At 64.9% G+C, this 13,429-nt stretch carries 12 protein-coding genes and 2 pseudogenes; 5 read left to right on the forward strand and 9 right to left on the reverse strand.

Annotated features, from left to right (window positions below; all coding sequences use genetic code 11):
- The first annotated feature begins 42 nt into the window (after positions 1 to 42).
- Both BLQ71_RS14375 and BLQ71_RS14380 read left to right on the forward strand, forming a co-directional pair.
- Positions 43 to 1,161 (forward strand): substrate-binding domain-containing protein, encoded by a 1,119-nt coding sequence (locus BLQ71_RS14375; protein WP_043136934.1) that lies wholly within the window; start codon positions 43 to 45, stop codon positions 1,159 to 1,161.
- Positions 1,162 to 1,234: 73 nt separating this feature from the next.
- Positions 1,235 to 1,798: a cupin domain-containing protein gene (locus BLQ71_RS14380; RefSeq protein ID WP_074622205.1), complete on the forward strand. Its 564-nt coding sequence runs from the start codon at positions 1,235 to 1,237 to the stop codon at positions 1,796 to 1,798.
- A gap of 42 nt (positions 1,799 to 1,840) precedes the next feature.
- Here the strand turns inward: BLQ71_RS14380 and BLQ71_RS14385 are convergent, their stop codons facing one another.
- Entirely contained in the window at positions 1,841 to 4,198 is a 2,358-nt protein-coding gene (locus tag BLQ71_RS14385; RefSeq protein WP_074622206.1) for a YbcC family protein, read from the reverse strand.
- Positions 4,195 to 5,754 carry a proton-conducting transporter transmembrane domain-containing protein gene (locus BLQ71_RS14390; protein WP_074622207.1) on the reverse strand — a complete coding sequence of 520 codons (1,560 nt, stop codon included), beginning with the start codon at positions 5,752 to 5,754 and terminating at the stop codon, positions 4,195 to 4,197. The genes BLQ71_RS14385 and BLQ71_RS14390 overlap by 4 nt, the downstream gene beginning before the upstream one ends.
- Positions 5,755 to 5,853: 99 nt before the next feature.
- Between BLQ71_RS14390 and BLQ71_RS14395 the strand changes: the two genes are divergently transcribed.
- On the forward strand, positions 5,854 to 6,744 hold the full coding sequence (locus BLQ71_RS14395; RefSeq protein WP_074622208.1) for a LysR family transcriptional regulator: 891 nt from the start codon (positions 5,854 to 5,856) through the stop codon (positions 6,742 to 6,744).
- 80 nt (positions 6,745 to 6,824) lie between these two features.
- Here the strand turns inward: BLQ71_RS14395 and BLQ71_RS14400 are convergent, their stop codons facing one another.
- The 6 genes and pseudogenes from BLQ71_RS14400 to BLQ71_RS27155 all read right to left on the reverse strand — a co-directional run.
- The gene (locus BLQ71_RS14400) at positions 6,825 to 7,487 is read right to left on the reverse strand and encodes a hypothetical protein (protein ID WP_074622209.1); all 663 of its coding nucleotides are present in this window, start codon (positions 7,485 to 7,487) and stop codon (positions 6,825 to 6,827) included.
- A 2-nt stretch (positions 7,488 to 7,489) separates the two neighbouring features.
- Entirely contained in the window at positions 7,490 to 8,890 is a 1,401-nt protein-coding gene (locus tag BLQ71_RS14405) for a selenium-binding protein SBP56-related protein (RefSeq protein WP_074622210.1), read from the reverse strand.
- A gap of 163 nt (positions 8,891 to 9,053) precedes the next feature.
- A complete protein-coding gene (locus BLQ71_RS14410) occupies positions 9,054 to 10,193 on the reverse strand; it encodes a glycine cleavage T C-terminal barrel domain-containing protein (RefSeq protein ID WP_074622211.1) in 1,140 nt (379 codons plus the stop codon).
- 140 nt (positions 10,194 to 10,333) lie between these two features.
- Positions 10,334 to 10,837: an Lrp/AsnC family transcriptional regulator gene (locus tag BLQ71_RS14415; RefSeq protein ID WP_069210700.1), complete on the reverse strand. Its 504-nt coding sequence runs from the start codon at positions 10,835 to 10,837 to the stop codon at positions 10,334 to 10,336.
- Between the two features lie 266 nt (positions 10,838 to 11,103).
- Positions 11,104 to 11,397, reverse strand: a pseudogene (locus BLQ71_RS27150) (transposase); the annotation flags it as partial.
- A gap of 105 nt (positions 11,398 to 11,502) precedes the next feature.
- Positions 11,503 to 11,598: pseudogene (locus BLQ71_RS27155) on the reverse strand (IS5/IS1182 family transposase); the annotation flags it as partial.
- A 61-nt stretch (positions 11,599 to 11,659) separates the two neighbouring features.
- Here BLQ71_RS27155 and BLQ71_RS26975 point away from each other — a divergent pair.
- Positions 11,660 to 11,782 carry a hypothetical protein gene (locus BLQ71_RS26975; RefSeq protein WP_268236866.1) on the forward strand — a complete coding sequence of 41 codons (123 nt, stop codon included), beginning with the start codon at positions 11,660 to 11,662 and terminating at the stop codon, positions 11,780 to 11,782.
- A 115-nt stretch (positions 11,783 to 11,897) separates the two neighbouring features.
- Positions 11,898 to 12,602: an aldehyde dehydrogenase family protein gene (locus BLQ71_RS14425; protein WP_074622212.1), complete on the forward strand. Its 705-nt coding sequence runs from the start codon at positions 11,898 to 11,900 to the stop codon at positions 12,600 to 12,602.
- 215 nt (positions 12,603 to 12,817) lie between these two features.
- Here BLQ71_RS14425 and BLQ71_RS14430 read toward each other — a convergent pair whose 3' ends face one another.
- Positions 12,818 to 13,378: an HpcH/HpaI aldolase family protein gene (locus BLQ71_RS14430; protein ID WP_254780716.1), complete on the reverse strand. Its 561-nt coding sequence runs from the start codon at positions 13,376 to 13,378 to the stop codon at positions 12,818 to 12,820.
- Positions 13,379 to 13,429: the final 51 nt, after the last annotated feature.

Here is a 13,429-nt window from a genome sequence, read left to right on the forward strand (position 1 = left end):
GGGCGCGGGGAACGCACCCTTTCAACCGATAGGGAGAGAGACATGAAACATATCCTGATGGCGGCAGGGGCGCTGGCGTTCAGCCTGACGCCGCTCTACGCCCAGAACTTCGACGATCCCCAGGAATTCGCAAAGCAGCGGGACCAGCTGCAGGCAGAGCCGATGGGCCCCGAAGGCCAGCCCTGGCTGCAGTACATCGGTGGCGACATGGTCGACACCGCCGCGCTGGGATTGGAGGCCCCGGCGACGGTTTGTTTTTCGAACGCCGGTGTGAACAACCCCTGGCGGGTCGTGGGCTATACCAACATGGTCGAAGAGCTGAAGAACCACGCCTCTATCGCCGACTTCATCCATGTCGACGCCGAAGGCTCCGACGACAAGCAGATTGCAGATATCGACGACCTGCTGGCGGGCGGTGACTGCGACGTGATGATCGTCTCGCCCAACACCACGGCGGCGCTGACGCCTGCGGTCGAACGGGCCTGCGAGGCGATGCCTGTCATCGTCTTCGACCGTGGCGTGAACACCGATTGCCCGGTCTCCTTCATCCACCCCGTCGGCGGCTATGGCTTTGGCATCCAGGGCGCAGAGTTCATCACCAGCAAGCTGGACGAAGGCGCCAACGTGCTGATGCTGCGCATCCTGCCGGGGGTCGACGTGTTGGAAACCCGCTATTCCGCCGGGCGCCGCATTCTCGAAGAGGCGGGCATGAACATCGTCGGGGCCGAGTTCACGGACGGCGACAATGCCAAGACAAAATCCATCGTCGAGGATTACCTGATGCGCGGCAGCATCGACGCGGTCTGGATGGACGCGGGCGCCACTGCCGTCGCCGCGATCGAGGCCTTCGAGGATTCCGGCTATGACATCCCCGTCTTCGTGGGCGAGGACCAGCAGGACTTCCTGCGCAAGTGGCAGGACGAGGGGCTGACGGCCATCGCGCCGACCTATCCCACCTACCAGTGGCGTACGGCGGTCATTGCGGCCGCGCGGGTGATCGAGGGAGAGCCGCTGCCGGGGCCGGAATGGGTTCTGCCGCAGCCTGCCATCGTGCAGGAAAACCTGGACGACTACGTCAACCCGGCGATGCCGCCGCTGCACTACGCCATGTGCGGCTGCGAGGAAATGGCCGACTATCCCCAGGCCTGGGGCGGCAACTGATCCTTCGGAAAGGGGCGGCGCGGGCCGCCCCTTTCTCGTTTGCACAACGGCAACCGGACCAGGGAGGACCAAGATGACCGGACCCACGGAAGAACTGTTTTCCAAACCCAACGGACGCGTGCCCAACAGCCGTTTTCCCCTGCTGATCCATCGCGGCGGTATCCCCGGGGGCGGCATGGACGCGGTGCGGGCCCAGTTTCAAAAGACCGGCTGGCTCAACAACTGGAACTACCCGGGGATCTACCTGTACCACCATTTCCACTCCACCACGCATGAATGCCTCGGCGTCGCGACGGGCTGGATGGAGCTGGAGCTGTTCGGCAAGGGCGGCACGCAGGTCCGGGTCGAGGCGGGCGACGTGGTTGTCATGCCGGCAGGCGTGTCACATGCCATGATCGGCAATTCCGACGACGTGATGGTGATCGGCGGCTATCCCGAGGGACGCGACTGGGACAACATCCAGGAGGCGTTCGTCAGCGAGGCCGATTTCCGGGCCGCCGCGAAACTGATCATGTCCCTGCCGATCCCGGCGACGGACCCGGTGACGGGCGGGCCGCTGACCCAATGGCTGGACACGCCTTCATCGGTGGATGCGGGCTGGAACGATTTTCGCGACGGCCTGGACGCGACCAGCTGACAGGGATCACCGCGCGGATGGTCCGCGCGGTGGTTTGCTGCGTCAAGCCGCGATGGCAACGGAGGTCAAGGGCGAGGCGCCGGCAATCCAGGCCCCGCGGTCGTAGCGCCGGCAGAGTCCTGTCTCTCCGTCGATGCTGACAAGGGTCAGCCACCCGTTGTCGAACAGCGCGCGGACATCCGGTTGCCGCTGCAGGACCTGGCCGATCATGGCCTCGGGGGCTTCGACGGCAACGACCAGCCGGCTCGGCACATGGCGCAGCCTGGTGCCGTCGTGCACCGATTGCCAGGGCAGTCCGACACGCAAGGCGCCGCCGTTGCCTTCCAGCACGCCGATCCCGCCGACCACGTTGTGCAACAGCTTGTTGCCGGCGCCGAATGTCTCGGGCGCGACCGCCGAGCCGCTGTATTGCAGCGCGATCCAGCTTGCGACCACCACGGGCGCGCTCAGGATCAGTTCCAGCGTCGTGGCCTCGGGATCCTGGTGCCAGTCGTAGTCATGCAGGAAGGTGGACCCGTCCAGGTCGCGCCCGGCGGTGCGTGCGCGCGGGGCCGCCACGAAAGCCCTGCATCCGGCCAACCCCCATTCGGGGCGCAGTTCCGACCAGTCATGGCCCCGCGTCGCAAGGGTTTCGGCCTTGCCTCGCGGCAACGAGGCCGCGCGCTCTGCCCGCGCCAGGGCAGCGGCGCGTGACAAGGCGACATTCAGCCGGTCCAGGTCTTCTCTGGTGGCGGCGGGGAGTCCGTCTTCGAACAGCCGGACCTCGTCGGATACCGTGTCGTGCAGCCCGGCGACGAACCGGGTGTCCTCCGGGATTTTGATCCCCCGGTCCTGCAGGCCCGCGCGGACGGCGGCATCGTTGAGCAGCGAGGCCACCAGCCGGGCGTTCACGTCACCCGCATGGCCGCCACAGGCACCACATTGCAGGGCGCTGGCGTGGGGCGCATTGGTGATCGTGGCGCCATGCCCGCAGATCAACACCAGCCGCGCAAATCCCGACGTCAGCGACATGGCCTTGAGGGTCTTTTCGGCCATGTCGATACGCTCGGGCAAGGGCAGGTCAAGGTGCGGGGCCGGATCGACCCGGGGCAGGGTTCCGCGACCCAGGCTGTCCCGCAGCAACTTGCCGACATACAGCGGGCCCGCCGCTTCGACGAAGGCAAAGGCAGATACCGCCGCACGCTTGAACCGGCCCCAGGCCCTGACCGCCCGCAAGCGGACGCGGGTGCCGATGTCGTCGCCGCTGGTCGCGCTGGTGACGCCGGGTGACAGCAGGACCGGAGACCGGGCCTCGGCAATGTCGGAGGCATGGGCGTGATGCCTGACGGCAAGGCCAAAGAAGCCCGCAAAGCCGATTGTTCGCAGCCCGGGGTCCGACGCCTCCAGCGCCCTGCGCAGGCGTTCGGACCGCACGTCGATGCAAAAGGCCGCCTGGATCGCGGGCCGTGCTTCGGGCTCTGCCCGGGCTTGCCCCGAAAGCATGTTGCCAAGACGGCGTTCCGCTGCCCGGTCCACGGCCTCTTGCAGGGCAGCGTCCAGCGCCGTGTCATCGTCGATGACAAGAGGCCGGGCATAGTCCTGCAATGCTTGGTCCCAGGCGGTCGCCCGTGTTGCGGAGGCCTGCTCGAGCAAGGCAACCTCCCAGGTGAGGCGGATTGTCAGGAGATCGAAGAGCGTCTCTTCCCGTCCGCCGTCGCGCTCGGCGGTCCAGCCAAGATGACGTGCATATTGCGCCCATCCCCCAAGCGTCACCAGCAGCCTGTGGAAATAGACCGGGGCCGCCTCTTGCGTCAGGTTCAACCCCAGGCAGGTGTCGGCAAAGGCCGCACGTGCATCGGTGGGCATCGCCGCGATACGCGCGGCAAAGCCCGGCAGCCCGGCCAGTTCGGGGGTCAGGTCCCGGCTGGCGAAAGTCCGCCACGATGTCCATGCTCTGCCCTCTGGCGCAGGCCAGAAGGCTTGACCGCGATCGAAATGCGCCGCTGCCCAAAGACCGATCCGATCCTCGACGAAGGCAGGCCAGTCGACCCCGCTGTGGTCCTGCGCCAGGTCCGCCAGAGCAGGAAGAGCGGCGACCTTCGCCGTCGCCTGCCGGGTTGCCCGTTGCAAAGTGCCGGCAGCCATCCCGTGAGCGGCCTCTGCGGCCCGCAGGTCCTCTGCCGTGACCTCACCCGCGTCGATCATCGTGGCCACGGTCTCTCTGGGCAGGAACATCCGGCCGCCGCCGACACGGGCCAGCCTTGCGGCTGCTGTCCTGCGGTCCTCTTTGGCCTGTCCCAGCCAGGGGTTGACGGCCACTGTCGCCTCCAGGGGGAAGGCCGGGGGGATTTGCCGGATTGCCTCTTCTGCGGCGGCAAAGAGTGCGAGGGTCTGGCCGGGCCAGGTGACATGGGCGTTCATTGGGTCGCTCCGGGCTTGGGCGTCCAGCGGCCGGACAGCCGGTCGGACACCGCGTTGAGGTAAAGGCCGTTCATCAGGTGCACGCGCAGTCCCGCCGTGGCCGGATGCCCGGCCCAGAGCGGAAAGGTCGTCTGTGCCACGGCGGCCAGTGCAAAGCTTGCCAGGGCCAGGACGATCGTCGCCCATACCAGGCCGTCGGGGGCGGGTGGGGCGGGCAGGGTGCCGACCGAAAGCCAGGTGGCGCCATGTTGCAGCGCAAAATAGGCGACAGTCGCAGTGACGGACATGGCGGCGGTGCGCCAAGTCAGGGCGCGGGGGGCCAGATCGGCCAGGCCCTGGGCCATCAGGTAGACCACGCCAAAGATCAGGATCGCGCCAAGGGCCACCGTCTGCGGCGGTTTCGACATGATCCCGAAGGCCAGCCCGACCAGGAGGTAGAGCACAAGCGCAAGGCCGAACGCGCGTGTCACGGCGCCAAGACCGGGCACGGCGACCGGGCCGGGGCGGCGGATCGAGGCCACCTCGCGCACGGCACCGCCCGAGGCCAGGAAGGCGTGGGCCTTGTAGAGCGAATGCGCCACGATGTGCAGCAATGCCAGCGGGAAGAGCGCAAGCCCGCATTGCAGCACCATGAATCCCATCTGGGCGCAGGTGGACCAGGCCAGCGCGTTCTTGACGGCGGGTTGGGTCAGGGCGACGGCGGCCCCGATCAGCGCGCTGAAACCACCGACAAGGGCCAGGAAGGCCAGCACCCCGGGCACCGCCAGCAGCACATCTGCAAAACGGATCAAGAGGAACCCGCCCGCATTCACGACACCCGCATGCAGCAGGGCGGACACGGGCGTCGGCGCCTCCATAACCTCTGTCAGCCAGCCGTGTGTCGGCAGCAACGCGGATTTCAGGATGGCCGCGGTGGCCAGGAAAAGGGCCGCCAACCAGAGAGGCCCGGTGCCTTCACCAGCGCGGGCGGCGGCGTTGATCGCCGCAATGTCCGAAGTGCCGAAGCTGATCACGATCAAGGCAGCGGCCGCGATCAGCGCGGCGCTGGAAACCAGGCCGCTGGTCGCCTTCTTGCGGGCGGCGCGCCGGGCGCGCGGGCGATCAGGATAGAACAGCAACAACCGGTGCAGCGTGATCCCGATCGCAACCCAGCCGACGACCAGTTGCACGACGTTGCCCGCGCCAACCAGCAGCAGCACGAAGGCCACGGTCGCGGCCATCCAGCCCATGAAGGCGGGTTGCCGCGCTTCGCCGTCCAGTGCCACGCGCGAGAAGCGCAGGACGATCCATCCGACGAAGGCAACGTTCAGGGTCATCGCCACGCTGACGATGTCGACGCGCGCCGACAGGCCAACACCGCCAAGACCGAGGAGCGGGGTCGTGCCGGGGCCCGACAGCGCAAGGCCAATGGCCGCCAGAACAGCAAGCCCCAGGCTTACCAGGGCGGCAATCTCGGGCAGGCGCAGGTGCCAATGCGCGCGGGCAGGCGGAAAAAGGGCCATCGCAAGCGCGGCGGCCGCCGGCGAAAGTGGCGAGAGTAATAGCAGGTAGCTCATCGTGGACCTCCGAAACTGTGTCGGCGGTCGATCTAGACGGCTGGCGCCGTAATAAAAATTATATTGTTTGGATCAAATCGTTCGATTAATCAGAACGCCATGCGCCTGAACTATCGTCATCTGCACTACTTTCAGGCCGTCGCGCGGGAAGGAAACCTGACCCATGCGGCGGCCCGGTTGAACCTGTCGCAATCCGCCCTGTCCACCCAGATCCGACAGTTGGAGGATCGGTTCGGGCACGCCCTTTTTGAACGCACCAGCCGCGCAATGATCCTGACAGAGGCGGGACGCATCGCACTGGACCATGCCGAGCGCATCTTCGATGTCGGGGAAGACCTCGTCGCGACGATGACCGGGACCGGCCGGGTAAAGGCGCCTTTGCGCGTCGGGGCCTTGTCGACCCTGTCCCGCAATTTCCAGCTGCAGTTCCTGCGCCCGATCCTGTCCGAGACGGGCGCCGACCTGGTCCTGTCGTCCGGCAACAGCCAGGGGCTGTTGCGAGCGCTGGAGGATCTGGCGCTTGATGTCGTCTTGTTGACGGACCCGCCGCCGCGCGACACCTTTCCGGGCCTCGTGGCACATCGCATCGACGAACAGCCCGTGGCGATTCACGGCACCGCGCGGCGGCTTGGTCACGGGACGCTGGCCGGGCTTCTGGCTGCGGAACCGGTGATCTTGCCGACCGAAAGTTCGATCCGGACGGGATTTGACAGCCTGGTTGCTCGGCTTGGGGTCACCCCCCGGATCGCGGCAGTCGTCGATGACATGGCGATGGTCCGGCTGCTGGCCCGCGACGACGTGGGACTGGCCATCACACCCGCCGTTGTCCTGGCTGACGAACTGGCGCAGGGCCTTCTGGTCAGCGCCCCGTTTGAACTCGACATCGTCGAGAGTTTTTACGCGGTCACGGCGCCGCGCACCTTTCCACATCCGCTTGTCGCACGGCTGATCGCGCCGGCCGATGGGGCCGAGAATGGCTCAGCGGTTTGAAGTCCCGTGTTTCAGGGGAGGGGGCGAACGCTTGGCCCCTTTGCCGGCGTAGGGTGCTTGCAACGTAGGGCCATGAAACGTCAGCCGTGCAGGGTTAGCAGGGAAATTCCCCCGACCAGCACAAGGCTGAGGGCCCAGACCTTGTCCAGATTGAACCAGCTTCGCGAAAGCGCCTTCAGGCCAAGCCAGCGATAGACCGCGAAAGCAAAGGCGCCGCCCGCAAGGGACATGGCAACCGTGTGCGACAGGGCAACCAGCACCGCCACGCCAGTATTGCCCGTCATCAGGTCCGCCGCCGCAGCGTGGCCGGTATCGGTTTCGACGCTGCGGCAGATCCCAAGGTAGATTGGCACCAGCATCAGCCCGGCGCCATGCGCCAACGCCGCAAGAAATGACCACAACACCAGCCGCGACGGGGGCACGCGGGCCAGGAAACGCGGATGGCGCGGGCTGATCAGCAGGTAGACCCCCAGCCCAATCACCAGGAGGGCGGCGCCGATCTGGATGTCCCGCTGCCATTCGGCCAGGAAAAGCAGCGCGCCGAAGGGCAACAGGATCGCCACGATGGCCAACAAATGCCCCAGTGCCAAGGCGCCCAATGCCCGCCACAGGCTGCGCCGGCTGCGATCCATCAACGCGGCGGAAACAGCCAGAGGCCACCCCATCCCCGGATTGACCCCGTGGTATAGTCCAGACGCGACAACGGCCCCCCAGAGGGCCGTTGTGGTGGTCGGTCCGTCCATTCTCAGGCGGAGGGATAGCAGAAGCTGTCGGTCGAACAGTCCCCGCCTTCGAGGCGGATCTGGTGACTGCGATAGCCGTCAGGGAAATCCACGTAGAAATCCTCGGCCAGGGTCAGGCCGCCGTTTTCGCCCACATGCGCCATGACCATCTGTCCGCCCTTCGCACCCGGATAGAACTGGTCGTCCCAGGTGGAATAGAGCGAGTTGGTCCAGTAGACGCGCTTGCCGTCGCGGCTGATCTCGACCATCTGCGGCCCGTAGGCAAAGGGTTTGCCGTTGGGATGCGCCGTGCCGCGCGCGATGCCCCCGATCTCGACCTTGCCGGCCAGCGTCGGGTTCATCGGGTCCGAGACATCGTACTGGTGCATCTCGCCTAGGCCCCAGCAGGCGACATAGAGGTACTTGTCGTCCAGGCTCAGGTCGATATCCGTCACCAGGGGCGGCACTGCCTCGAAGCCTTGCAGCAGCGGGGGCAGATTTTCCGCCTTTTCCGGGCGCGGGTCGATGGTGAGGGTCTTTTTCGCCTCGAAGGTGCCATCGTCCTTTTGCCACCAGGTGAAGATCGACCCTTGCAGGTTCGTCGTGTCCACCACCACGCCGCAGAACCCGTAGTCCTTGGCCGGGTCATGGGCGGGCCGGATCTCCAGCGCCATCTGGTGATTTTCGCCCAGGTCGATGGTCTGCACGTTCTTGCGCTGCCGCAGGTTCCAGAAATGGATCTGGTGGCCATACTTGTTCGACAGAAGGTCCTCTGCCACCAGCCCGTTTTCGAACTGCGGCGGCAGGCCCCATTCGCTGCTGACCATGTAGTCGCGTGGCAGGTTCCACCAGAAATCGTAGTGCTTTTCCTGCTTGCCCCGGTCCATTTCGTAGCGGCCCAGGATCTCGAAGGTTTCACAATCCATGATGAAGATGCCCGGAGGGCCGTCGGTGCCGTCCGCGCCACCGCCTCCGAGGGTGCTGACATAGATGCCTTCGGGGCCGCAGTGGATGGTATGGGGCCGCGAATAGCCGGTCTTGGCCAGAACCTCTTCGGGTTCGATGATCTTGTGAATCTTGGCCTTCAACGGCTCTTTCACGTCGATGACGTAGATGCGTGACGACCGGATGCCCGGGATGATCAGGTAGCGTCGTTCAAGGAACGCGTGGCCCGAGAGCGGCGACAGGGACGAGGAACAGGCGTTCCAGCCGAAATGGTGAAATTCGTCGCCCTTGTTCGGCATGATCAGCTTGTGGACGATCTCGCCATAGGTCTTGGACTTCGGGTCTACGTCCACCACCGCCAGGCCATCGGGCTGGCTGCCGTCGGGCGACAGCATCAGGGTGAAGGCCAGCGTCTCGGCCGGCGCCTCCATCGCCAGCCTGGGGGTCGCGTGGAATGTCGGGTCCGGTCTCAGGTTCATGGTCTCTCCTCCCATTGAATTTCTGATCGTTATGCGCGTCCTCTGAATGCAGGCTTCCACTCTGCCATAAATTGCAGAGTCGCCGAAGGAATTTGCCGGGGGCGGTTGTCCGGCCCCGGCGGGAACTTGCCTTGTGCAGGGCGCCATCCGGCGCCCAGCCACCTCATGCCGCTGCCAGCGCCTTTTTCGGGTCGAAGAAGGGGCGTTCCACCACGGTTGCAACACAGGGGCCGGAGGGCAGGACGACTTCGACCTGCATCCCGAGGTGAGCATGTTCGGTGGCGACCATCGCCAGCGCGATATTCCGCTCCAGCCGAGGTGAGTAGACTGCCGAAGTGACCTTACCGATGTCCGCTCCGGCCTTGTTGATCTGCCAGAAGGTGGTGTTCGGTCCCCGCAGCGGGTCGGCGTCGATGACCAGCCCGACCTGCAGTCGCTTGACGCCCTCGTCGCGGATGCGTTTCAGCGCGGCCTTGCCGATGAAATCCGCCTCCATCTCGAGGTCGACAAGCCGGTCGAGGCCCAGCTCGAAGGGGTTGGTGTGGATGTCGGCATCGGCGTGATAGGACAGCATCCCGCCTTCGATCCGGCGGATCGAGGAGGTATGTCCGGGCTTCAGCCCGAATTCGAGGCCGGCCGCCATGATCCGCTCCCACAGGGCATCGCCCTTGCTGCCGTCGCGCAGGTACAGCTCGTAGCCCAGTTCGCTGGACCAGCCGGTGCGCGAGACGATCAGCGGGATGCCGTCCAGGTCCATTTCGCTCAGCCAGTAGTATTTCAGGTCCATGATGCCGTCGCCGAAGAGGGCCCGCATGATCTCGCCCGACTTGGGGCCCTGCAATTGCAGGGGCGAGACATCGGGTTCGCAGATCTGCACATCCAGCCCCGAATGCACCGCGACACCCTGCGCCCACAGCAGGATGTCGCTGTCCGCCAGCGAGATCCAGAAGTGGTTCTCGGCCAGGCGCAGCAGGATCGGATCGTTCAGGATGCCGCCTTGTGCGTTGGTGATCAGGACGTATTTGCACTGGCCCACGGCCATCTTCGACAGGTCGCGCGGGGTCAGCATCTGGACGAATTTCGCGGCATCCGGGCCGGTGATTTCCACCTGCCGTTCCACGGCCACGTCACACAGGATCGCGTCATTCACGAGGTTCCAGAAGTTCTGTTCCGGATCGCCGAAGTCGCGCGGGATATACATGTGGTTGTAGACGGAGAAACCCTTTGCCCCCCAGCGCACCGTAGCGTCGAAATAGGGGGATTTGCGGATCTGCGTGCCAAAGCCGAACTCGTCTGCGTGCATTGCGTGCGCCCTTGTCTGCCTCCGGGCTGGCGGCCCGGAGCATGGTTGATGATGGCGCTTATCTAGGGGCGAAAGCCACCGGCCTGCAGACCAAAAGACGGGGCACCTCCGGTCTGTTCGGGCTTTATTTCCGGCCCGTGTCAGACCGTTCGGTCGCGTGGCTGCGGACGGGTCAGTGCGGCGACATTCGGGCGGCCGGCCTTGACCACGCGGGTCGCGATGTAGGTCATGTAGCGGTCGACGCCCAGTTCGGCGTCCTGCATGTCCTGCATCAGGTCCTGGAAGGCGGCTAGCGTCGTGCAGACGGTCTTCATCACGTAGTCCATGCCGCCGCCGGTCGCGATGCACTCGGTGACTTCGTCGTGGCGGGCGACCCAGGCCTCGAACCGTTCGAAATCGGTCTTGCGATGATGGGTGAGAGAGACTGTCACGATCACCTGCGTGACATCGCACAGCCGGTCGAGCGCGATGTCCGCATGGTAGCCACGGATGTATCCCGCGGCCTTGAGCCGGTCGAGCCGTGCCCAGCAGGGCGTGGGAGAGATGTTCACGATCTCCGACAGACGTGTCTTGCTCAGCTGCCCATGCTGCTGGACGGCGCTCAGGATGCGGATATCCGTGGCATCTAGGCTCAGCTTTTTCACCGATGAGGCACTCTCGCTTTTTCGCAACGGACCATGCGGTTGCGTCCGCATCGACCCTCACAACAGGATATAGCTTGTCCGACCGGCCAGGCCGCAACATTGCGACGCAAACTGTCCCGGTCGCGGCGCAGGCGCCCTGTGAGGTCGGACCAGGGTTGGGAGTGTCGCGTGTGAGGACTGGAGGCTGTCAGCCAAGGTTCTGCAGGCCTGTGCAGCCCCGAAAACTGCGTGCGATTCCGTCCAATTTCAGGGTTTAGGTTCAGGATTCACAACCAGGAGATGACGCCTGCCGCGAGGGCGATGGCCATAAGGAAGAGCCTCGGGCACCGGTCATGGCGGGTTGCCACAGGCCTCCAGTCCGTGAGTTTGCCGAACATGATTTCGATGCGATTGCGCCGCTTGTATCGGCGCGTGTCGCTTCACCGGTGTTTTGCGTTTCTTTCGGCCCGGGATACAGGCGCGTATCCCTTTGTCCTGCAACGCTTCTCTGAACCAGGCAGCGTCATAGCCACGATCATCACGGTCTTCTCTTTGCCGTGTTCATCGCCAACCCGGCCAGCATCCGCGCGAAGATCGCTTTTTCGCTCACCGTCTGTAGAGCGTCTTATGCGGACCATAGGCGGCGTTTGTGCCGGCCTTGAACCGATGGCGGCCCGGCGCTCACCATCTGTCCAGCGCAAGCCTTTGCGATTGTTGAAGATAACTCCGCTCAATCCTCGCCCGTCATCGGCCCGGGTCTTGCCATGAGGCCTGCGAAAGAAAGCGGCCTTATGCGCGCTGACCTTTTCGAAGAACCTTCAGGCGGGGTGCGCCGACTTCGTCATGGAGCGGGGTATCGATGTCGATGCGTTCTTCACGCATGAGTTCCGAACCGACCAGGCCGAAGAGGCTTACCGCCTGTTCGATCAGCAGAAGATCGGCAAAGGCATCCTCCTGGTCGATTGATCCGCAAAATCCTGACAGGTCCCGGAGGAAAACTCGGAATGATGGCCCCACTTCATAGCCTGAGCGCGCCGGTGCAGGCGTTTCTGTCGCGCCAGCCGACGCCGGGGCGATTGGGGTGGTCAATCCTTCAACCGGCACGACGCTGGGTGACCTTGCCTCGGGTGGCGCCGCGGATGTAGACGCTGTCGTAAATGCTGCACGCCGCGCTTTCGAAGGCGAATGGCGAGGATGGTCACCCTACCAGCGGCAAGCTCTGCTCATCCGGGCCTACGATCTTCTGGAGCGGCGCTTCGACGAACTGGCCGAGATCGAGTCGGTCGACATGGGTGCCCCGATCTCCAAGACCCGCGCTACCAAGCAGGGCGCCTTGCGAATGATCCAGTTCTTCGCGGCCTTGGCCCTGAGTATTCGGGGTGAGACGTCGGAGAACGGTCTGCCCGGAGACGTGACCACGATGACGTTGAAGGCACCCGCCGGGGTGAACGGCGGCATTATCCCTTGGAACGGCTCGCTCACCTCGGTCTGGTGGATCGTCGGCGCTGCCACTGCCACGGGGTGCACAACGGTGCTCAAGCCTGCAACCGAAGCCTCTCTCACCGTGCTTTACCTTGCAGAGAAACTGCTCGAGATCGGGCTGCCGCTGGGCGTGCACAGGACCATATCGATATCGTCGGGGCCCAAGCCGTGCGACGCAAGAGCAGCCAGAAAGCTATCGTGGTCCTGGTCATTCCATTCAGGCCGTTGGGGCAGGTGCTTGTGGGCGCCGACGCATGTATCGACGAGGATGTTTTGGGTCGGCGTTTCCACAAGGAAACCCTGAATGGGCATCCGAAGTGTCCAGGCGTCCGGGTCGATTCCGCCGCCCAGCCACTCAAGATGCGGCTCCCACGCCTCTGGCCGTGTATCCCGAAAGAAGTAGTCCACATCGATCTGCAAGACCGACTCCAGCACGCGCCGAAGTCGATGGTTGCCGATCTGGCGGAAGGGGTCGTCGGGAGCTGGACGCTTTGACATCGGCGCGCACATGAGCGGCGATCAGTCGAATTTCAGGGCGTTCGCAATCGGGGCCTTCGTCATGAAGGTCACGTCCGCCCCGGCGGTTGCATGGCGCGCACCCATTGCGATCATCTCCTTGGCCAGCTCCGGGTGATGACCCATGCCGCCGACACCGAAATAGATATTGTTGACCTTGCAGGCGTCAGTCACTCTTTGGAAGCCTGCCTGGACGTCCGGCTGATCGAGCTGGCCGGGCAGACCCAGAGTGTTCGACAGGTCATTGGCACCGACGTGCAGCATGTCGAGGCCATCCACTGCCGCGATCTCCTCCACCGCATCGAGGGCCCTTGGGCCTTCGATCATGGAGATGACCATCGCCGCGGCGTTGACGGCCTTCATTGCGTCGACGGGCGGGGCAGGGCGAAACATGAGCTGGGGCAGGCAGGGCATGATCGAGCGCCGGCCGAGCGGTGGGTACTTTGCCGCTGCAACTGCGCTGCGGGCATCTTCCGCCGTCTCGGTGTCCGGAACGATCCCCCCTTGGGCACCGCAATCCATTGCCTGAGTAATGGCAAAGCTGTCGAGAGTTCCGACCCTCACCAAGGGCGTGATGCCGCCAAGGTTTCAGGCGATGCAGAGCCGGGTGACGGT

Origin of the sequence: Antarctobacter albus (assembly GCF_900101505.1) — a bacterium.
GTDB classification, from domain to species: domain Bacteria; phylum Pseudomonadota; class Alphaproteobacteria; order Rhodobacterales; family Rhodobacteraceae; genus Antarctobacter; species Antarctobacter albus.